We start from the raw sequence: 21,824 nt of genomic DNA, 5'->3' as shown, positions 1-21,824 counted from the left end.
ACTCATGAAATAACATGGCAGCTCCGCAAGGGACTGCCTTTTTTTCGCGATTAGCCCAAGGCAACCAGCAGCGCGCCTATGCTAATCAGGGCAACGCCAATACCGGCGATAAACGAAATCTTCTCGCCAAATAAAATCACAGCCAAAATCACCGCAAACACTACGCTGAGTTTATCAATGGGCGCAACCTGCGAAACGGTGCCGTTTTTGATAGCCATAAAGTAAAACAACCAGGACAGCGCCCCGGCCACGCCGCTTAGTACGATAAACAGCAAGGCTTTTTTATCGGTGAGTACGGTACCCACCAGATGATATTTCCCCTGAACCACCACTACGCCGACTAAAAACAGCGCCATCACCACGGCCCTCACGGCGGTGGCGGTATTGGCATCCAGATGTTGAAGACCGATTTTGCCAAATATGGCGACCAGCGAAGCGGTAAAGGCAGAGAGTAAAGCGTAGATTAACCAGGTACTCATAGCGAATAAGACCTATTTGCAACGAAAACTCCGATGCTACGCCTGCAAACTTTCCTTGCCTACCCTTAAAGGTAAATCTTAGCGCGGTAATGTATCAGCAATAAAACGATAGCCGACGCCAGTTTCGGTAATCAGATGTTTAGGGCGTGCGGGATCGGCCTCCAGCTTTTGCCGTAGGTGACCCATATAAATTCGCAGATAGTGATTGTGCTCGACGTAGTTTGGTCCCCACACCTGATTCAGCAGTTGGCGCTGGGTGATGACTTTTCCAGGGTTGGCCAGCAGGGCGGTTAGCAGGCGAAATTCCAACGGCGTTAGGTGGAGGTCTTCATCGCCGCGTTTGACCTGACGGTTGATCAGATCAACGCTCACATCGGCAAAACTGACGATGGGGCTTTCCTGCGCTCCAGATCCGTGACGACGTAGTGCCACTCGGACTCTGGCCAGTAATTCGCTGATACCAAAAGGTTTGCTCAGATAATCGTCTGCGCCGGCATCCAGCGCGGCCACTTTGTCTTCTTCGCTATTCCGGGCGGAGAGCACAATCACTGGGATAGCGCTCCATTGGCGCAAATCCTGAATATAATCCAGACCGTCGCCGTCCGGTAACCCGAGATCGAGGATGATTAAATCCGGTTTGCGGGTGCCAGCCTCGATCAAACCTCGCTGTAGGGTGTCGCTGTCAAATACCCGGCAGCCTTCGTTCTCCAACGCGGTACGGACAAAGCGGCGGATCTCTTTTTCATCTTCAACAATTAAAACGGTAGCTGGAGAGATAATCACATGTCCTCAGGATTAACGTTATCCATATCTGGTGGAACCTCCAATGGCAGGACAAAATGGAAAACAGCACCGCCGTTTTGGCCTTTCTCTGCCCAGATTCTCCCACCGTGAACATCAATAATGGCACGGCAAATGGCTAACCCCAAGCCCACGCCGGGAATGGCCGACTCTTTATTGCCACGGGAGAATTTATCAAAAATAAGCTGCTCTTGCCCACCGGTAATACCAGGCCCGTTATCCCAGACTTCCACATTCAGCCATTCTTCCTGAACTTTGGCGCGAATGCCTAGGGTTGCGCTCGGTCCGGCATATTTATGAGCATTTTCCAATAGGTTGATAAAGACCCGCTCCAGCAGACTGCCATCACAATTAATCAGTACCATTTCACTGGGTAAATCCAGCTCGATAAGATGAGAACTGAGCGTTGTTTCCAGCATGTGCAGCGCGCTGCCGACGATTTCTTCCAACGATTGCCATTCTTTCCGCAGGTTAAAACCGCCGGATTGAATCCGCGCCATATCCAGCAAATTATTAACCAATCGAGTGGTGCTAAGCACCTGTTGACGAATCTGGCTGGCCTGCAGCGCGTGGCGGGAACCTTCAGCCGCTAAGTCCAAGGTCAGGATTTCGGCCTGCCCGAATAATACGGTTAACGGAGTGCGTAAATCGTGGGAAAGCGCCGCCAGCAGGGAATTTCGCAGTTGTTCGCGCTCTGCGTCCAGTTTGGCGACTTCGGCGGTACGGGCCAGATGCAGACGCTCCAGCGCGTTGGCTATCAGGCTGGTAAAGGTTTGTAGCAAACGCTGCTGCTCTGGCACCATCAATTGCCGTAGGTTGGCCGGTTCAATCGCCAGCACGCCGAAGGTTTGTTTTGAGGTGGTCAGTGGCAACAGTTGATAAGGTACGCCGGGCAGGGTATCGGTACCTGCGCCTGCGGGAGCACCGTGATCGAAACTCCAGCGGGCAATGGCTTCATCCACCGAAAAAATATTGCCGTCTTCGGTGCCAATTTGGTGTAATCGCCCGTCTTCCTGCGGCAGCAACAGGCCAGTTTTGGCCTGAAAACTGCTGGAAAGAAAGTGGCGGCTGGTTTTGGCAATGTCAACGCAGCTTAATGCGCGGCTCAGGCCGCGGGACATCTCATACAAATGTCTGGCTCGTTGCTCGCGATAACGGGCGATGCGCGCCTGATAGCGTACGCCGGCGGTTAGATTCCCCACGACGATGCCAACAATCAACATCACGCCAAAAGTGACCAGATATTGCACATCAGTCACCGCCAGCGACCAGTGGGGTTGGACAAAGAACAGATCGAAACTGGCGACGTTTAGTACGGCAGCCAGCACAGACGGCCAGCGCCCGTAAAACAGCGCAATGATCACCACGCCGAGCAGATAAACCATCACCAGATTCGCCTGATCAAATCCGGGGATCAGCCACTGAGATAAAATAGTGATCAGTGCACACAGCCCGATCGCGGCCGCGCAGCCTTGTAGCTGCATGCGCCATTTTTCGCTAAAACTGCGTGTATCATTTTCTTTGGCCGCCGCAGGTTGATGGTCATTTTCCAATGCGACAATCACCAAATCCAGATCCGGCCCCAGCTTGCCCAGTCGATCGCCAAAACTGCCGCGCAGTTTCCAGCGTTGCTCGCTGCGGCGACCAATAATGATTTTCCCCAGATTGTGATCGCGAGCGTAACGTAGAATCGCCCGTTCTTCACAAGGATCGGAAAGGGTAGCGGTTTCCGCGCCTAATTCTTGCGCCAGCTTCAAGGCGCGTAGGATGGCTCGGCGTTTCGCTTCCGGCAATGCGTGGAGACGTGGCGTCTCTACGTAGACCGCGTGCCAGATACAGCCGAGACGAGCCGCCAAACGCGCTGCGGTGCGCACCAGCTTCTCATTACCGACATTGTGGCCGATACACAGCAAAATCGCATCGCGGGTGTGCCAAACGCGCTCGCGGCCTTGGGTATCCCGAAAGGCGCGCATTTGGTCGTCCACCCGATCGGCGGTACGACGTAGCGCCAGCTCGCGCAGAGCGATCAGATTACCTTTGCGGAAAAAATGTTCGATGGCACGTTCGGCCTGACCGGAAATATACACTTTGCCTTCGTTCAGGCGGCGGCGTAGGTCATCCGGCGGCAGATCCACCAGTACGACTTCCGTGGCTTCATCGAACATATGATCGGGAATCGTTTCCCGCACGCGAATACCGGTCACGCCGCCTACGACGTCATTCAGGCTTTCCAGATGCTGTACATTGACGGTAGTCAGCACATCAATGCCTGAATCCAGCAATTCTTCCACATCCTGCCAGCGTTTGGGATGGCGCGAACCGTTGGCGTTACTGTGCGCCAGTTCATCCATCAGAATCAGCGCCGGATGACGCGCCAGCGCCGCATCCAGATCAAATTCGCGTACCTGGCGATTGCGATGAGCAATACGCTTGAGCGGTAGCTGATCTAACCCTTCCAGCAGCGCGGCGGTTTCACTGCGACCATGGGTTTCTACCACGCCAACCAGCACATCCAGCCCTTGAGCACGCAGGCGCTGCGCCTCTTGCAGCATGGCGTAGGTTTTCCCTACTCCGGCGCAGGCACCAAAGAAGACCTTGAGCTTGCCGCGTGGTTTTTCGTTCGCCACTGCCAGCAGACTATCGGGATCTGGACGGATTGGTTCGGCATCCACGGTGATTTTTCCTTATTGTTTTAGCGGTTTAACGTTATCCAGTGCCATATTCAGTATCAGCACGTTCACCACGCTTTCTCCGAGGAAGTTCGGAACCGATTTCTGCTCATTTTTTGCGATGAGATCCTGCACTTCGGATAATGTTAACTGGCGGGCTTTAGCCACGCGATTAGCCTGATAATAGGCGGCTTCCAGCGATATTTGCGGATCGAGACCGCTACCGGAGGCGGTAACCAAATCCACCGGAACCGGGCCGGTTTGATCTGGGTTAGCCAAACGCAGTGCTTTAATCCGTTCGTTAATCTCGGCATCCAGTGCTGGGTTGCTAATAGCTAAATTACTGCCGCCGGATGACAGAGCATTATAAGGTATATCCGATGTGGCCGATGGGCGACCACTAAAATATCCCGGTTGAGTAAACTGCTGACCAATCAGTGTCGAACCGACCGCTTCGCCGCCCAGCGTTGCCAGAGAACCATGGGCTTTATCGCTAAAAATAACCTGAGCCAAACCGGTAGTCAGTAATGGATAGGCGATACCGGTGATCAGGGTTAATAAAATCACTAAAATCAGTGACGGACGCAGATAAGACATCATAAAAACCTCGTTATTCACGCAGGCCGGACGCAGTGTCCGGCAGCCATTAAGCGCTCGTTCAACCCATATTCAGCGCGGTTAACACCAAATCGATCAGTTTGATCCCGACAAAAGGCACTAATAAACCGCCTAAGCCGTAGATCCATAAATTTCGACGCAACAAAGCCGCAGCGCTCATCGCTTTATAACTGACGCCTTTTAACGCCAGTGGAATCAGAAACACAATCACTAAGGCGTTGAAAATTACCGCCGATAGAATGGCGGAAGACGGGGAGTGCAATTGCATCACGTTTAACGCATTCAACTGCGGGTAAGTGGCAGCGAAAGCGGCCGGAATAATGGCAAAATATTTCGCTACATCGTTGGCAATACTAAAGGTCGTCAGGGAACCGCGAGTCATCAGCATTTGTTTACCGATGTGTACAACCTCAATCAGTTTGGTCGGATTGGAGTCTAAATCCACCATATTGCCCGCTTCTTTCGCTGCCTGCGTCCCTGAGTTCATCGCCACCGCGACATCGGCCTGTGCCAGCGCCGGCGCGTCATTGGTACCGTCGCCGGTCATCGCGACCAGACGACCTTCTCCCTGATATTGACGAATCAGCGCCAGCTTGGCTTCCGGCGTGGCTTCGGCCAGAAAATCATCTACCCCGGCTTCGGCGGCAATGGCTGCGGCGGTCAGACGGTTATCGCCGGTAATCATCACGGTTTTGATGCCCATTTTGCGTAATTCGGCAAAACGCTCTTTAATCCCGCCTTTGACGATATCTTTCAACGCGACGACACCCAAAACCCGAGCGCCCTCTGCGACGACCAACGGCGTGCCGCCGGTTTTCGCTACGCTTTCAACCAAATCGTCCACGGCGCGTGGGAAATGGCCATTATTCGACTCCACGTGGCGACGAATGGCATCTACCGCGCCTTTGCGAATCATTCTATCCTGCACGTTTACGCCGCTCATGCGGGTTTGGGCAGAGAAGGGGACAAAGGTTGCATTCAAGGCATGAATATCACGCTCCCGCAAATTAAAGCGCTGTTTCGCCAGCACGACGATACTGCGGCCTTCTGGCGTTTCATCGGCTAAAGAAGATAGCTGGGCGGCGTCTGCCAATTGCTGTTCGGTAACGCCGGGTGCAGGCAGGAATTCCGAAGCCTGACGGTTGCCCAATGTGATGGTGCCGGTTTTATCCAGCAACAGCACATCGACATCGCCAGCGGCTTCCACCGCGCGCCCGCTGGTGGCTATCACGTTGGCACCCAGCATCCGGCTCATGCCGGCTACCCCAATGGCTGATAACAGGCCGCCGATGGTGGTTGGAATCAAACACACCAGCAACGCTACCAGAACGGTAATGGTTACCGGACTGCCAGCCTGATTAGCTTCCACACTAAATAATGAGAAGGGAAACAGCGTAGCCGTTGCCAGCAAAAACACGATGGTTAAGGCCACCAGTAAAATGGTCAAAGCCACTTCATTTGGTGTTTTACGCCGTTTTGCTCCTTCCACCATCGCTATCATGCGATCGAGGAAAGTCTCGCCGGGATTGACGCTGCACTCGACTACCAACCAATCGGACAGCACGCGAGTCCCGCCGGTAACGGAGGAGAAATCGCCGCCGGATTCGCGAATAACCGGAGCAGATTCGCCGGTAATGGCGCTTTCATCCACCGATGCGCCACCTTCCAGCACTTCGCCATCGCAGGGGACGGTATCTCCGGCTTGTACTAGCACCAAATCGCCTTTTCGCAGGCTATCGGCGGATACTTTCTCCTGCGGCGCATCCGCGTGAGGAGCGCTAAGTTTTTTAGCCCAACTGGTTTTTTTTACCCCTCTCAGGCTTTCGGCCTGAGCCTTACTGCGGCCTTCTGCCAGCGCTTCGGCAAAGTTGGCAAACAGCACGGTAAACCAAAGCCAAAGGGCTACGTTACCGGTAAACATGGCGTTGCCGTCGGCTTGCCCGCTGAGAATCGCCAGCCAGATAGCGGTTGTCAACCAACTGCCTAGGTACACCACGAACATTACCGGGTTACGCCATTGGGTACGCGGGTCCAATTTTTTCACTGCATCAATCAGTGCGGTGCGAACCAGTGCGGGCTCAAAGAGTGCGCGTTGTTTGCGAGTCATATGTGTTCTCTCTCTACAACCGAATCGTTGTTAACATTATTTATTAATAATCAGCGTGTTAACCAAACTTTCAGATGTTCAGCGACCGGCCCTAATGCCAGTGCAGGAATAAAGGTCAGAGCGCCAACCAACATCACGGTACCGACCAACAGACCAACAAACAGCGGACCTGAAGTTGGTAACGTGCCGTTCCCCGCCGGTTGACGTTTTTTCGCCGCCAGCGATCCCGCGATAGCCAGAACCGGTAAAATGACGCCAAAGCGGCCGATGAACATCGCCAGCGCCAATAACAGGTTATAGAACGGGGTATTGACGCTCAGGCCAGCGAAGGCGCTGCCATTGTTGTTAGCCGCCGATGACAGGGCGTACAGCACTTCACTGAAACCATGAGCGCCCGGATTAAGAATTCCTGCTCGCCCGGCGTCGGTGCTCAGTGCCAGCGCGGTGCCTAGCAGTACCACGGTCGGCGTGACCAGAATGGCCAGTGCGGTCATTTTCATATCGAACACATCGATTTTTTTACCCAGATATTCCGGCGTGCGGCCAATCATCAGCCCGGCGATAAACACCGTCAGCAGCACAAACAGCAGCATCCCGTATAAGCCAGAGCCAACGCCGCCGAACACCACTTCGCCAATTTGCATCAGCCACATCGGCACCATGCCGCCCAGCGCGGTAAAGGAGTCATGCATAGCGTTAACCGCCCCACACGACGCGGCTGTGGTTACTACGGCGTACATACTGGACGACAGAATCCCGAAGCGGCTTTCTTTACCTTCCATATTGATATTGCTGTCAGCGCCGAGCAGGGTAAGGTGCGGGTTGCCTGTCAGTTCGGCGTACATCACTACAGCGACAGCAGTGATGAAAATCAGTGACATAGCCCAAATCAGCGCATGACCCTGGCGGTTATCTCCCACTACCTGACCAAAAGCAAAACACAGGGCACAGGGAATAAGGAAAATTGCCAGCATTTGCACAAAATTGCTGAAAGCGGTTGGGTTTTCAAACGGATGAGCGGAGTTGGCGCCAAAGAAACCGCCGCCGTTGGTGCCGAGCATTTTAATCGCTTCCTGTGAAGCCACTGGCCCCATCGGTAGGATCTGTTTTGCTCCCTCTAGCGTTGTAACGTGTTGGTAAGCATCAAAATTCTGTAAAACGCCTTGGCTGACAAAAATCAGCGCGATAATCAGAGAAAGGGGCAATAGCACGTATAGAGTAATGCGCAGAATATCAACCCAGGCATTACCTAGTGTGTTGGAAGAATGGCGGGCGAAGGCGCGAATCAACGCAAAAGCCACGGTGATACCCGTTGCGGCAGACAGGAAGTTTTGCACCGTCAAACCGGCCATTTGGCTGAGATAACTGAGCGTATTCTCTCCGCTGTAGGCCTGCCAGTTGGTATTCGTGACAAAACTGACGGTGGTATTTAACGCTAACTGCCAGGACATCCCCGGTAAATGTTGAGGATTTAGAGGCAGAGCGCCCTGAGACATTAATAATGTGAATAAAAATATTCCACCAATCAGATTAAAGAATAAAATAGCCAGCGCGTATTGCCAGGCATTCATTTCTTCATTTTTTACGCCGCTACAGCGCCAGATAGCGGCTTCCATACGCTGTAATCGCGGGAATGGTTCGCCTTCGATTAGCCGCGCCAAAAAACCACCCAGCGGGCGTGAAAGAACCAGTAGCACCAATAAGAAACTGGCGATAAGCAGGAAAGCTGACGCAGCCATTTAAAAGTCCTCCGCATTAAATAAGGCGTATACCAAATAGCCCAGAAGCAACAGGACCAGCAACGCACCAACAACGATGCTGAAACTCACGGGACACCTCCACAGGTGATGTTTTTTGATAACAGCAGGTTACGGAGTCATAAATATAGTTACTGATAAAAAATCCGCATTGTGTGTAAAAAAAACGTAAAAATGGTCAAAAAAGGTTCATAAAGTGACGTTAATTTAGGCGGTGAGTTTGTGGTAGAGATACTTTGAGTTCGAAGAAAACAGGAATGCTAATTTCATGCTCATAACGTTATCAATCTCGCAACTAAAATAGCCACAAGATAACTAAAGGTTAGTTTTAAATTAACCTTAATGTAACAAAATTACGGAAGATGACGATAATTTGTGTTTTTCGTGCCTTTTAGTGGTCGGATGAGTGGTAAACTTTCATTCAATGCGGTAAAATTTTGTTCAGTTTCCAAATTCACTTGTTTATTTCTAGCGCCAAGCTGTAAAACTGACCCAGAGTTGATAGTGGTCTGCCTAACAGAACGGCGCTTTTAAAGGAGGATCGCTATGTCTATGTACAATGTATATCCATTGCATCAGGTTCTCCTGCGCCGCTGCGCAGTAATCCTGATGGGTGTTTTGGCTTTGCCAGTGATGTTATTCCGCCGTGACCGTGCTCGTTTTTACAGCTATTTGCACCGCGTTTGGGCGAAAACCAGCGATAAACCAGTATGGTTAGCGCAGTCTGAATTAGCCGCTCGGGATTTCTACTGAGTTAATTAGAATCCCGGTGTGAAATCGAATGCCAGTCAGTGCACGCTGACTGGCATTTGTTTTTTGGCTTCCCAATAATACGATTCACGAGTGCCCGGCGGCGCTGGCTTTACTCACACACTCTCCCCTCATCAAGCCGATATTTACCTCGCCTTAGGGTTATTTCACGCAATAACAGTTATGCTTAAAATTCATAAGATTAAAAATTCTGATGCCAATGTGTATCATCGGGCCAGATAGCGTGATTTAACCAAACGTTTCTTGAATTTATTGAATGTCGGGAGTGAACTATGAGCGAAAAAATCCCCGTAGGTATCAGCGCCTGCCTGCTCGGCAGCAAGGTACGTTTTGACGGTGGGCATAAACGGCTGGACTTCGCTACAGAAGAACTGGCTCCCTACGTCGAATTTGAACCCATTTGCCCAGAAATGGCCATTGGTTTGCCTTCTCCGCGTCCCGCTCTACGCTTGGTTCGCCAGCAGGATGACGTCCTGATCCGTACCAGCAATGACGCCAATCAGGATGTTACCGCCGCCATGCGTCTTTTTGCCGAGGAAAAGGTATCTCATCTCAGCCATTTGTGCGGCTATATTTTGTGCGCAAAATCTCCCAGCTGCGGAATGGAGCGGGTGAGGGTATACAGCGAGAAAGGCGATTTTTCCAAGAAGGAGGGTACCGGAATTTTCGCTCAGGAATTGCTAAAACAGTTGCCCTGGCTACCGGTTGAGGAAGATGGTCGCCTGCACGATCCGCAACTGCGAGAGAATTTTGTCGAGCGTATCTACGCGCTGGCTGAGTTTAATTCGCTATGGAAGAAAGGGTTAACGCGCGGCAGCCTAATGGCATTTCATAGTCGTTATAAACTTTCACTGCTCGCGCATTCTCAGCCTGAATATCGCCAGATCGGTCCTTTTGTCGCCGCAATGGATCAATGGGAATCACTGGAAGATTTTGCTATTGAATATCGTAACCGTTTGATGCATTTGCTGGCACATAAAGCGACCCGCCGTAATCACACTAATGTCTTAATGCATGTACAAGGTTACTTCCGTCGACATTTAAATGCTGCTCAACGGCAAGAGTTGGCCCAGTTAATCGACCGCTACCGACAGGGTATGCAACCCTTATTAGCGCCAATAACTCTGTTAAAACATTATATGGCTGAGTACCCGGATGCCTATCTGGCGCAACAGCGGTATTTTGAACCGTATCCGGAGGCGTTGAGGTTGCGCTACGGACATTAAGCAGTTGGTGATCGGCTGCTGTGTCTGTCTATTTGATTTTTAGATAATTTTATAAAAAGGAATGCCATGACTACCCATTTGGTCTGGTTTCGCCACGATTTGCGCGTTACCGATAATTTGGCCCTGCACGCGGCCTGTGAAGACCCGCAGGCGCAGGTGCAGGCCGTATTTATCGCTACGCCGGGGCAGTGGGCATCTCACGATATGGCGCCGCGGCAGGCCGCATTTATTCATCAAAACCTACAATTACTTCGACAGCAACTCGCGCTGCGTGGTATCCCATTGCATTACCATCAATGCCATGATTTCGACGCTTCAGTAGACTGGTTAGCCAATCTTTGTATTGAACAACGCATTGATAAACTGCTTTATAATCATCAATATGAACTGAACGAACGACTGCGGGATACGCAGCTGGAAGAAAAGCTTCGTGGGCAAGTCATCTGTCAGGGTTTCCATGACAGCCTGTTATTGCCGCCGGGAAGCGTTCTGACCGGCAACGGCGAAATGTATAAGGTTTACACCCCATTTCGCCGTGCTTTTATCCAGCGCTTGTTGATGACTGACTGCAACTGCGTGCCAGCCCCACAACCGCGGCAGTCGCCAATGGATGACTCATCTGCGCTCGCACCTTTTAATTATCCTGCAGCAGAAGTGGACGCTGAGCTCTTTCCCGCGGGAGAAGAGGCCGCTTTACGCCGCCTTCGCCAATTTTGTCGCGAAACTGTGCAGGATTATCAGAAACAGCGAGATTTGCCGGCAGTTGACGGAACCAGCCAATTATCGCCTTATCTGGCTCTTGGCGTGCTGTCTCCGCGCCAATGTTTCAATCGACTGCGAGCAGAATGCCCCAACGTGCTGGACATGCCGGACGGTGGCGCATTCAATTGGCTTAATGAATTGATCTGGCGAGAATTTTATCGCCATCTATTGGTGGCTTATCCGCGATTATGCCGAAATCGTCCGTTTATTGACTGGACGGATGAGGTACGATGGAACCCTGCTGACGATAAGTTGCAAGCGTGGCAACAAGGCCTGACCGGCTATCCGATTGTGGATGCGGCGATGCGACAGCTAAATGCTACCGGGTGGATGCATAATCGCTTGCGTATGATTACCGCCAGCTTTTTGGTCAAAGACCTGCTGCTGGATTGGCGTTTAGGCGAGCGGTATTTTATGTCTCAGTTGTTGGATGGCGATCTGGCTGCCAATAACGGGGGCTGGCAATGGGCCGCGTCAACGGGGACAGATTCTGCCCCGTATTTTCGTATTTTCAACCCCACGACTCAAGGGGAACGGTTTGATAAACAAGGCACTTTTATCCGCCGTTGGCTACCGGAGTTAGCGGCGGTGCCGGAAAGTGATATTCACCAGCCTTGGCGTTGGGCGCAGTGGCAACAGCCGCTTGATTACCCGCAGCCGATCGTCGATCACAAACAAGCCAGATTGGACACGTTGGCCGCATTTGAGGCCGCCAGACGGGAACATTCCCGCACAACATAACAACAAGGAGCCAGTATGTTTAAAAAAGGGTTAGTCCTGATCTTCAGCCTCTATTCTTCATTGAGCTGGGGTGGATTTGAGGTGGTTGCCCTTGGCGTGGATGGTGGCGTCAGCGATGGCAATTTAACCTCGTATTTAATTCGCAGCGATACTAACCCTCTGTATCTTGGTCTGGACGCAGGATCTGTGCTTCCCGGTATAGCCAAAGGCTTGGACAAAGGGAACTTTGCCGATGTAACCGAGCAAAACGCGGCGCCTTTCACCCGTCAGGGCTATATTTTCCGTCAACGCATTAACAGCTACTTTATTAGTCACGCTCATCTGGATCACGTTGCAGGGCTGATTATTGGCTCTCCCGAAGACAGTAAGAAAACCATCTATGGCACCGCCGCTACGGTGGAAACCTTGAGAAACCACTATTTTAACTGGCGCGTGTGGCCGAACTTTACCGATTCTGGCAGTGGCACGCGCTTGGGCACTTATCGCCTGCAGGCTCCGCGTCCCGCTCAACGTTTCACTATAGGTTTAACCCGATTGATCGGTGAAATCTATCCTCTGAGCCATGACCAGTCACCTTCTTCGATGTTATTGATCGGTCAGGGCGATGAGTTCTTCGCCTATTTTGGTGATACCGGGCCTGACGCGGTGGAAAAATCAAAAAATCTGGATCAGATTTGGCGCATTTTGGGTGAAAAGGTCAAACAGAAGCAGCTAAAAGGCATGATTATCGAGGTGTCTTACCCAAACAGCGTGGCTGACGGCAAACTTTATGGTCATATGACACCCAAATGGTTGCTGGCAGAGCTGAAAAATCTGGCGAAATACAGCGGTGAAGGCGAGCAACCGCTGAAAGATTTACCGGTGGTGATTAGCCATATCAAGCCGTCGTTACAGCAGGGGCCAGATCCCCGGAAAGTCATTGTGGATGAACTGCAGCAGGCTAACGATCTGGGCGTTAAATTTATTCTGATGGAGCAGGGCGACAGTCAGCAATTCTGAGTGTCGCGGGTTTGCTTTCGCTAAAATCGGCGGGTATGTTAGCCCCAAAATCGCTAAAACGAGATGAAGATCATGCGTAACACCGAACTGGAAACCCTGATAAATACCGAATTGAATACCGCTGCTTTTCAGGATTATGCGCCGAATGGCCTACAGGTCGAAGGTCGCCCTGAGGTGCAACGAATTGTTACCGGCGTGACGGCCAGTCAGGCGTTGCTGGATGCGGCAGTGGAGCATCGGGCCGACGCGATTCTGGTTCACCACGGTTATTTTTGGAAGAATGAACCGGTGGTAGTTCGCGGTATGAAACGTAATCGCCTGAAAACCTTACTTACTGAAGATATCAATCTCTATGGATACCATCTGCCGCTGGATGCGCATCCAACGTTGGGCAATAACGCGCAGCTAGCCAGGCTACTTGATATTCATGTTATCGGTGAAATCGAGTCGTTGTTGCCTTATGGCGAGTTTGAAAAACCGATCAATAACCAGATACTGAAAGAGCGTCTGGAAAAACAGCTAGGCCGCCCGGTTCTGCACTGTGGCGATCACGCGCCTACGGATATTCGTCGCATTGCCTGGTGCACGGGCGGTGGGCAAGGTTATATTCAGCAGGCGGCTGATTTCGGGGTTGATGCCTTTGTTACCGGTGAGGTTTCCGAGCAGACGATTCATATTGCTCGTGAGATGGGGGTGAATTTTTATGCGGCGGGTCACCACGCGACCGAACGCGGCGGCATTAAGGCGCTGGGGGAGTGGCTGGCGAACCAACACGGGTTTGACGTGACTTTCATTGATATTCCTAACCCTGCTTAATGCTCTCTCAATCACGCCGCTCAATCAATTGGTGGCGTGAATTCTCTGCTCTAATCCTGACCAGAAAAGCACTATTCCTCGTAAAAACTGAGGGTTATTAGTTTACTCATCCTAATAAAACCCTATCTGACGAATATTAAGCGATAAAGGTTATATTTATCATAACTTTTAGGTATTCAATGCTGATTTTTAATAAGAAATAAATTAGTTAATTGCCAACATAGTGGTTTAAAACACGTTAAATATTGCTTTCATAGCGATTAATAATGGTGTTATCCGCTTATGTGGCAGTTAATCGCCTATCTCCCGTTGTTAAGCCCCTATTGACAGTTGCAATGCGCTAAAGCATAACTATGTGCTTATGGCTAATAATTATTAAGTTATAGAAACAGTCAAAGTCTTATAAAGAGCAGGGAGATAAGGATTGCAACGAGCACGATGTTACCTATTGGGAGAAAGCGCGGTGGTTCTGGAATTGGAGCCGCCGGTGACTCTGGCAAGCCAACAACGTATTTGGGGTCTGGCGGATCGCCTGATTCATCATCCTGATGTTCGCGAAGCCATTCCGGGCATGAATAACCTGACGCTGTTGCTGGAGAACCCGCAGCAAACGGCGTTGGATGCCATTGAGCGTTTACAGCGCTGGTGGGAAGAAAGTGAGTCCTTGGTACTCGAATCCCGAAACATTGATATTCCGGTGATCTACGGCGGAGAGTTCGGGCCGGATCTGGAAGACGTGGCTCGTCACACCGGTTTGTCACCGCGTCAGGTGGTGGAATGTCATTCTTCTGCGAGTTATATCGTCTATTTCCTCGGTTTTCAGCCGGGTTTCTCCTATTTAGGCGGTCTGCCGGAACAACTGGCAACGCCGCGTCGCGGGGAGCCTCGTCTGTCTGTTGCACCGGGTTCCGTTGGGATCGGCGGCAGCCAAACGGGTATTTATCCGTTAGCTACCCCCGGTGGTTGGCAATTGATAGGGCGTACTTCTCTGGCATTGTTTAACCCGTTGGAAATGCCGCCTACCTTGCTTCGCCCCGGTGATAATGTGCGCTTTGTACCACTCAAGGAGGGCGTATGTTAAAAATTATTCGCGCCGGTATTTACACCACTATTCAGGATGAAGGCCGTCCCGGTTTTCGCCGTTTGGGCATCAGTCAGGGCGGGGCACTGGATTTACCCGCGCTGAAAATGGCTAATATGTTGGTGGGGAATGCCCCCGCTGCCGCAGGATTGGAAATTACGCTGGGGCAGTTTTGTGCCGAATTTACTCAGACAGGCTGGATCGCACTAACTGGCGCGGGCTGTGATGCCAGGCTCGACGACCAATTACTGTGGACTGGCTGGCGTTATCCGGTGAAAGCGGGCCAGCGTATTCAACTTAATGTCCCATTGCGGGGAATGCGCAGTTATCTGGCGATCTCCGGCGGTATTGACGTGCCTGAAATGCTTGGCTCGCGCAGCACTGATCTGAAAGCCGGATTTGGCGGTCATCAAGGGCGGTTGATTAAAGAGGGCGACGAATTGCCGTTGGGCAAAGCGAGCCGTTTACCTAAGGAATCCGTTGGCATTAAACAATTACTGTTTGGTAATCGAGTGCGGGCGGTGCCGGGGCCGGAATATCACGAGTTTTCGTCCAGTGCGCAAGAGGCGTTTTGGCGCAGTGCGTGGCAGCTGAGCCCGCAAAGTAATCGGATGGGCTACCGTCTGACCGGCGGCGAGTTATCCCGCAATACCGCGCGGGAAATGTTATCCCACGGTTTACTGCCCGGAGTGGTGCAGGTGCCGCATAACGGCCAGCCAATTGTATTAATGGCAGATGCGCAAACTACGGGCGGTTATCCGCGAATTGCCTGCGTGATCGAAGCCGATCTCTTCCATTTGGCGCAAATTCGTTTGGGAGAACCGGTGCATTTTGTCAAATGTACGCTGGAGGACGCTTTGAAAGCCAAAGCCGAACAACAGCTGTATTTGCAACAGATTGAACGGGGTTTAGCCGCGGGTTTACACCCGGTGGAGGCCAAATGAAAGTAGATTTAAACGCAGATTTGGGTGAAGGCTGCGCCAACGATCGTGAATTATTGCAGTTAGTCAGTTCCGCTAATATCGCCTGCGGTTTCCATGCGGGAGACGCTGAAATTATGCGCCAGTCGGTTCGTTGGGCGTTGGAGTTTCGCGTGGCTATTGGCGCTCATCCCAGCTTTCCCGATCGGGAGAACTTTGGCCGCACCGCGATGCAACTGCCGCCAGAAACCGTCTATGCGCAGGTGATTTATCAGCTCGGCGCGTTGGCGGCTATCGTGAAGGCGGAGGGCGGGCGTATGCAGCACGTAAAGCCCCACGGCATGCTGTATAACCAGGCGGCGAAAGATCCGCAGTTGGCAGACGCCATTGCTCAGGCGGTGAAAGCCGTCGATTCCAATTTGCGTTTGGTTGGATTGGCGGGTAGCGAATTAATTCTTGCTGGGCAGCGCGCGGGTTTATCTACCCGACAGGAAGTTTTTGCCGATCGTCGTTATCAGGCCGATGGTTCGCTGGTTCCGCGCAACGAGCCGGATGCGTTGATTGAAAGCGATGAACTGGCATTATCTCAAACGCTGGAAATGGTACAGCAGCGGCGGGTTCAGTCCCGTGACGGCATTTGGGTGCCGGTACAGGCAGATACCGTTTGTGTTCACGGTGATGGCGCGCACGCATTGGCTTTTGCTCGTCGCCTCTATGACAGTTTTATACAGAAAAATATCAGCATCAGTGCGAGCTGATAGGGCGTCAATAATCATAACCGCCTAGCCCGGGCGGAATAATAGTGAACACTTGATCAGAACCCAGGATAGGAGAATACATTTGGAACAGACCGTAAATCTCTGGCCGCTTATTGGTATTGCGGCAATTATCATCGGATTTTTAATGCGTATTAATGCCGTATTGGTGGTGATTACCGCTGGCATTATTACCGGCGTAGCGGCTTTGATGCCTATTGCCACCATATTAGAGAAACTGGGTGAAGGTTTTTTGAATACACGAAACCTGCCGCTGATTTTATTACTGCCGCTGGCGGTAATAGGTTTATTGGAGCGCCACGGCCTGAAAGAACGGGCGCAGGCGTGGATTTCAAAAATAAAAAGCGCCACCTCCGGTCGGCTGCTGATCGTGTACCTGTTTGTGCGTGAAGCCACAGCAGCGCTGGGGTTAACCAGTCTGGGCGGACATCCGCAAATGGTCCGTCCATTATTGGCTCCGATGGCCGAAGGTGCGGCGGAAACACGTTATGGCGAGTTACCGGAGAAAGTTCGCTACCGTTTGCGCGCTATGTCGGCGGCCACGGATAACGTGGGATTATTTTTTGGGGAAGATATATTCGTCGCTTTCGGTGCGATTATCTTTATGCATAACTTTATGTTGGAATCTGGCGGTATTCAAACCGAACCGCTGCATATTGCCCTGTGGGGTATTCCGACTGCGATTTGTGCATTTATCATTCACGCATATCGCTTGCAGCGTTTAGATAAACAATTGGCGGCAGAACTGACGGCGCTGAATCAGTCGGCATTAGCTGAGAAAGGGGCGTCGAAATGATTTTCCAACAACAATATCTCTATTGGCTGGCGGGCGTAGTGCTGCTGATTGTCGCCTTGATGTCATTTCGCGATAAAGCTAACCCGCGTCGAATTACCACCGGTTTGTTTTGGGGATTGTACGGACTGATTTTTCTGGTAGGAGACTGGACGTACCGTTTGGCCAATTCGCTGGGCGGCGACGGTCCGGATGAAAAACGCATTCTGAATATCACCGTGGGCGTGGTGGTGGTCATTATGGCGCTGATCGCCGGTTTTGGTGGCGTTCGATTGGGTAGCTATCATCAGCGCACGCCGGTGGAACGCGAAGTGAGCGCTAAGAAACTGGGGAACCGCCTGTTTATTCCAGCGCTGGCAATTCCAGTCGTGACGGTTATTGGCGTACTGTTATTCAACAACATTCCAGCGTTAGATTTGTGGGTGTTTGGTAGCGGTAACCATGCCACTTTGGTGACGCTGTTCTCTATGACTCTAGGCTGTGTGCTCGGCCTGATTATTGCCGTGGTGATGACGAAAGAAACCGCCGCGCAGCCGGTTCAGGAAGCGCGGCGTTTACTGGATTCCATCGGTTGGGCCTTTATTCTGCCGCAGATATTAGCCACTTTAGGCCTGTTATTCACCACCGCAGGCGTGGGAACGGCGATTGCTCATTTGACGCAAGAATATCTGGCTGTCGATCATCGCTTTATCGCCGTAGCCGTCTATGCTATCGGCATGGCGGTGCTCACCATGATTATGGGGAATGCGTTTGCGGCATTCCCCATTGTCACCGCTGGGATCGGGATCCCAATTCTGGTATTACAGCACGGCGGTAATCCGGCAGTTATGGCGGCTATCGGGATGTTTTCCGGCTATTGCGGCACGCTAATGACGCCAATGGCAGCTAACTTTAATATCGTTCCGGCAGCGTTACTGGAGTTGCCTGACAAGAATGCGGTGATTAAGGCGCAGATTCCAACCGGCGTAACTTTATTGATTGTTAACGTATTCTTACTGTATTTCCTGATGTTCCTGTAGGAGAAGTGATGAAAAACGTATTAATTACCGGTTTTGAGCCTTTTGGCGGCGAGCGGGTCAATCCGTCGTGGGAAGTGGTCAAGCAATTGAATGATTTGCAGCTTTCCGGCGTTCGGGTGGTGGCTCATCAGCTGCCCTGCGCTTTTGGCGAAGCCTTAACATCGCTGAATGCGGCCATTGATGCCACTCAGCCGGTATTGGTTCTGGCTATTGGACAGGCCGGTGGTCGTGCAGATATCACCATTGAACGCGTCGCGATCAATGTGGATGATGCGCGTATTGCGGATAATCTGGGACAACAGCCGGTAGACCAGCCGATTGTGCCTGATGGCCCGGTGGCGTACTTTACCCGTTTGCCCATCAAAGCCATGGTGCAGGGAATCCGCGAGGCGGGAATACCGGCGTCGGTTTCCCAAACGGCTGGAACCTACGTGTGTAACCATGTGATGTACGGTCTACTGCATCGTTTACATCAACAGGACAACGAGGTGAAAGGGGGATTTATTCATATCCCTTATTTGCCGGAGCAGGCGGTAAACCACCCCGGTTCGCCAAGTATGTCGGCTCAGTCCGTCCTGATCGCGCTGGAAGTTGCTATTTCTGTGGCGTTGCAAATTGAACATGATTTGCACATATCCGGCGGCGCGACACACTGATCCCTATTGGAATAATCAATAAAAAAGCGGAGGGCGACTTCCGCTTTGTCGTTTTAAGGAGGAGCAGAATGCCGGAAGGCCCGGAAATTCGTCGCGCTGCGGATAAACTTGCCGAGGCGGTGATAGGCAAGCCGTTGAAACAGGTGTGGTTTGCTTTTCCTCAGCTCAAGCCTTATCAATCTTTGCTGCTTAATCAGCAGGTCAATGAAATACAAACTCGGGGCAAAGCATTGTTGACGCATTTCTCCGATGGATTGACGCTGTATAGCCATAATCAGCTGTACGGAGTCTGGCGAGTGGTTAAAGCGGGAGAAACGCCACAGACTAAGCGAGATCTGCGAATACGACTGGAAACGGCCGACCAGGCCATTTTGCTCTACAGCGCCTCTGATATAGAGATTGGGCCGCGTGAAGTGATTGAACAGCATCCCTTTTTGCAGCGTATTGGCCCAGATGTGCTGGATATGGCGCTCACGGAAAATGACGTGATTGCGCGGTTATTGTCGCCGCAGTTTTGCCGTCGGCAATTGGGCGGAATGCTATTGGATCAGGCATTTTTGGCGGGATTAGGCAATTATTTACGCGCAGAAATTCTGTGGATGGCGGCGTTGGCACCAACGAATAAACCGCAGGATCTCACCCCAGAGGCATTGCAGGCGTTGGCTTCGGCCTTATTGGCGGTGCCACGCCTTTCCTACGCGACGCGCGGCGTAGTGGATGAAAATCATCATCACGGCGCATTATTCCGTTTCAAGGTCTTCAATCGTACCGGCCAGCCTTGCGCGCGCTGCGGTGAGCCGATTGAAAAAATTGCTATTTCTTCGCGTCCTTTCTATTGGTGTCCGGCCTGTCAGCATTAATTATCAATGATAAAACGCGTTTTTCAGCCATAAAAAACGCCACTGAAAAGTGGCGTTTGATGATCGGGTCGCGCCTAGATTCAGTGCGCGACGGGAGTCAATTTACTTCTTGATTTGGCTAGTGAAATCGCGTTCTGCGTAGCCGGTGTACAGCTGGCGAGGACGAGCGATTTTCAGGCCTTCATCATGCATTTCGTTCCAGTGAGCAATCCAGCCTATGGTACGGGCGATAGCAAAGATCACGGTAAACATGGAGGAAGGAATACCCAGCGCTTTCAGGATGATACCTGAGTAGAAATCTACGTTCGGGTACAGTTTCTTCTCGATGAAGTACGGGTCATTCAGGGCGATACGTTCCAGCTCCATCGCCACTTCCAGCAGGTTGTCATTCAGGTTGAGTTCTTTCAACACTTCATGGCAAGTCTCACGCATCACGGTAGCGCGTGGATCGTGGTTTTTATACACCCGATGACCGAAGCCCATCAGACGGAAGGAGTCATTTTTGTCTTTGGCGCGACGGATAAATTCAGGAATGTGCTCAACGGTTTTGATTTCTTCCAGCATCTTCAGGCAGGCTTCGTTCGCGCCACCGTGAGCCGGTCCCCACAGGGACGCAATCCCGGCAGCAATACAGGCAAACGGGTTAGCGCCGGAAGAACCGGCGGTACGCACGGTAGATGTGGAGGCGTTTTGTTCATGGTCAGCGTGCAGGATGAAGATGCGATCCATTGCGCGTTCCAATACCGGATTCACTTTGTATTCTTCACATGGAGTAGAGAACATCATGTGCAGGAAGTTACCGGCGTAGGACAGATCGTTACGTGGATAAACGAAAGGCTGGCCTAGGGAATATTTGTAACACATTGCGGCAACCGTTGGCATTTTGGACAGCAAACGGAAAGCGGTAATTTCGCGGTGACGCTCGTTGTTAACATCCAGTGCATCGTGGTAGAAGGCAGCCAGTGCGCCTGTCACGCCGCAAAGTACGGCCATTGGATGAGAGTCACGGCGGAAGCCTTGCAGCAGTCGGGTAATCTGCTCATGGATCATGGTGTGACGGGTCACGGTAGTTTTAAACGTGGCGTATTCTTCCGGCGTTGGCGTTTCGCCGTACAGCAAGATATAGCACACTTCCAGATAGGTAGATTCTTTCGCTAACTGATCGATTGGGAAGCCACGGTGCAGCAAAATACCGTTATCACCGTCGATGTAGGTGATTTTTGATTCGCAGGACGCAGTGGAGGTAAAACCGGGATCAAAGGTGAAATAGCCTTTGGAACCTAAGGTTCGTACGTCGATAACATCGGTACCCAAAGTCGGGGATAGTACGCCCAGTTCAATCGTAGCTTCGCCAGTCAAAGTTAGCGTCGCTTTCTTGTCAGCCATTTACAGTCTCCTTAGCGCTATATTTTAAAATCCTTAACAACCGTAATGTCTTTTGTGCCTGCGGCATGCCTTATCGGTTATCAGCAGCACCCTGTTTTATTCATCGTTCAAGTCGCGATTTAGGGTACAGAGCATGTTGCTAATAGAACCAACAATCCGGCACGTTGGAGTGTCAGGCGACGTTACGTGATTGTTAACGATTTGTCGGATACTTATATTTTTCTAATCATTGCCTACGAGATTATTAGGGGTATTTACTTACACACTGTTGCACAACTTATGTCCATAAGGAAGTGTATCCGTAGACCTTTCGTGCATCATAGGGCTTATTTATCCCTTAGTTGTAATGGAAATGTTTATTCTTTGTCAAATCAGATAATTAATTTTATTTAAATTGTGTAAATCGTGATCCTAATCACTGTTCAAGGCAAATGTTATCAATCAGTTTGTGTGGGAATTGTAATAAGAATGTGAACCCCCTATACTGCCGCCAGGTCTCCGGATTACCCTGAAGTAGGAGCACCCAGCGTTATACAGAGCACACATTTTTTGACACTCAGGACGTAATGTGAAATTTGTGATGTGAA

The 21,824-nt window shown here is 51.3% G+C and carries 20 protein-coding genes; 12 read left to right on the top strand and 8 right to left on the bottom strand.

Translation table 11 applies throughout. From position 1 onward, the window contains the following. Positions 1-50: 50 nt before the first annotated feature. From ACQ4OC_RS17635 to ACQ4OC_RS17605, 7 genes are all read right to left on the bottom strand, one after another. Positions 51-479, bottom strand: coding sequence for an EamA family transporter (locus tag ACQ4OC_RS17635; protein ID WP_064512485.1), 429 nt, complete (start codon positions 477-479; stop codon positions 51-53). Positions 480-557: 78 nt separating this feature from the next. Beyond that, positions 558-1,262 (bottom strand): two-component system response regulator KdpE, encoded by a 705-nt coding sequence (kdpE, locus tag ACQ4OC_RS17630; protein ID WP_064512487.1) that lies wholly within the window; start codon positions 1,260-1,262, stop codon positions 558-560. After that, positions 1,259-3,952, bottom strand: a complete 2,694-nt coding sequence (gene kdpD / locus ACQ4OC_RS17625; protein WP_430971462.1) for a two-component system sensor histidine kinase KdpD — start codon at positions 3,950-3,952, stop codon at positions 1,259-1,261. Before kdpD ends, kdpE begins: the two co-directional genes overlap by 4 nt. A 12-nt stretch (positions 3,953-3,964) precedes the next feature. Beyond that, entirely contained in the window at positions 3,965-4,546 is a 582-nt protein-coding gene (kdpC, locus tag ACQ4OC_RS17620) for a potassium-transporting ATPase subunit KdpC (RefSeq protein WP_064518195.1), read from the bottom strand. 61 nt (positions 4,547-4,607) lie between these two features. Continuing rightward, positions 4,608-6,674 (bottom strand): potassium-transporting ATPase subunit KdpB, encoded by a 2,067-nt coding sequence (gene kdpB / locus ACQ4OC_RS17615; protein WP_064512490.1) that lies wholly within the window; start codon positions 6,672-6,674, stop codon positions 4,608-4,610. A gap of 50 nt (positions 6,675-6,724) precedes the next feature. Next, positions 6,725-8,413 (bottom strand): potassium-transporting ATPase subunit KdpA, encoded by a 1,689-nt coding sequence (gene kdpA / locus ACQ4OC_RS17610; RefSeq protein WP_430971461.1) that lies wholly within the window; start codon positions 8,411-8,413, stop codon positions 6,725-6,727. Next, positions 8,414-8,503, bottom strand: coding sequence for a K(+)-transporting ATPase subunit F (locus ACQ4OC_RS17605; protein ID WP_049596748.1), 90 nt, complete (start codon positions 8,501-8,503; stop codon positions 8,414-8,416). Between the two features lie 474 nt (positions 8,504-8,977). On the opposite strand from ACQ4OC_RS17605, the gene ACQ4OC_RS17600 reads away from it, so the two are divergent. The 12 genes from ACQ4OC_RS17600 (at position 8,978) to nei (ending at position 19,851) form a co-directional block, all read left to right on the top strand. Further along, a complete protein-coding gene (locus tag ACQ4OC_RS17600) occupies positions 8,978-9,184 on the top strand; it encodes a YbfA family protein (RefSeq protein WP_049596747.1) in 207 nt (68 codons plus the stop codon). Positions 9,185-9,474: 290 nt separating this feature from the next. Further along, positions 9,475-10,428: a YbgA family protein gene (locus tag ACQ4OC_RS17595; protein ID WP_430971460.1), complete on the top strand. Its 954-nt coding sequence runs from the start codon at positions 9,475-9,477 to the stop codon at positions 10,426-10,428. 66 nt (positions 10,429-10,494) lie between these two features. Further along, the gene (gene phrB, locus ACQ4OC_RS17590) at positions 10,495-11,931 is read left to right on the top strand and encodes a deoxyribodipyrimidine photo-lyase (protein ID WP_064512497.1); all 1,437 of its coding nucleotides are present in this window, start codon (positions 10,495-10,497) and stop codon (positions 11,929-11,931) included. A gap of 15 nt (positions 11,932-11,946) precedes the next feature. Further along, positions 11,947-12,930, top strand: coding sequence for an MBL fold metallo-hydrolase (locus ACQ4OC_RS17585; protein WP_064512499.1), 984 nt, complete (start codon positions 11,947-11,949; stop codon positions 12,928-12,930). Positions 12,931-13,002: 72 nt separating this feature from the next. Beyond that, positions 13,003-13,746 (top strand): type 2 GTP cyclohydrolase I, encoded by a 744-nt coding sequence (locus ACQ4OC_RS17580; protein WP_064512500.1) that lies wholly within the window; start codon positions 13,003-13,005, stop codon positions 13,744-13,746. Positions 13,747-14,170: 424 nt separating this feature from the next. Then, positions 14,171-14,827, top strand: a complete 657-nt coding sequence (gene pxpB / locus ACQ4OC_RS17575; protein WP_064512502.1) for a 5-oxoprolinase subunit PxpB — start codon at positions 14,171-14,173, stop codon at positions 14,825-14,827. Further along, complete coding sequence (pxpC, locus tag ACQ4OC_RS17570) at positions 14,821-15,771, top strand: 5-oxoprolinase subunit PxpC (protein WP_430971459.1); 951 nt, start codon at positions 14,821-14,823, stop codon at positions 15,769-15,771. Before pxpB ends, pxpC begins: the two co-directional genes overlap by 7 nt. Further along, positions 15,768-16,505, top strand: coding sequence for a 5-oxoprolinase subunit PxpA (gene pxpA / locus ACQ4OC_RS17565; RefSeq protein ID WP_120806553.1), 738 nt, complete (start codon positions 15,768-15,770; stop codon positions 16,503-16,505). The genes pxpC and pxpA overlap by 4 nt, the downstream gene beginning before the upstream one ends. Before the next feature lie 82 nt (positions 16,506-16,587). Next, positions 16,588-17,319: a DUF969 domain-containing protein gene (locus ACQ4OC_RS17560; RefSeq protein ID WP_120806552.1), complete on the top strand. Its 732-nt coding sequence runs from the start codon at positions 16,588-16,590 to the stop codon at positions 17,317-17,319. Next, complete coding sequence (locus ACQ4OC_RS17555; RefSeq protein WP_120806551.1) at positions 17,316-18,335, top strand: DUF979 domain-containing protein; 1,020 nt, start codon at positions 17,316-17,318, stop codon at positions 18,333-18,335. The genes ACQ4OC_RS17560 and ACQ4OC_RS17555 overlap by 4 nt, the downstream gene beginning before the upstream one ends. Positions 18,336-18,343: 8 nt before the next feature. After that, the gene (gene pcp / locus ACQ4OC_RS17550) at positions 18,344-18,991 is read left to right on the top strand and encodes a pyroglutamyl-peptidase I (protein WP_064512509.1); all 648 of its coding nucleotides are present in this window, start codon (positions 18,344-18,346) and stop codon (positions 18,989-18,991) included. A gap of 68 nt (positions 18,992-19,059) precedes the next feature. Continuing rightward, on the top strand, positions 19,060-19,851 hold the full coding sequence (gene nei / locus ACQ4OC_RS17545; RefSeq protein ID WP_430971458.1) for an endonuclease VIII: 792 nt from the start codon (positions 19,060-19,062) through the stop codon (positions 19,849-19,851). A gap of 102 nt (positions 19,852-19,953) precedes the next feature. On the opposite strand, the gene ACQ4OC_RS17540 is transcribed toward nei, so the two are convergent. Continuing rightward, on the bottom strand, positions 19,954-21,237 hold the full coding sequence (locus ACQ4OC_RS17540; protein ID WP_064512513.1) for a citrate synthase: 1,284 nt from the start codon (positions 21,235-21,237) through the stop codon (positions 19,954-19,956). Between the last annotated feature and the right edge of the window lie 587 nt (positions 21,238-21,824).

Source organism: Yersinia sp. J1, from assembly GCF_050586585.1.
GTDB classification, from domain to species: domain Bacteria; phylum Pseudomonadota; class Gammaproteobacteria; order Enterobacterales; family Enterobacteriaceae; genus Yersinia; species Yersinia entomophaga.
The sequence above is the reverse complement of the archived record's forward strand: the minus strand, read 5'-3'. Positions and strand labels throughout refer to the sequence as shown.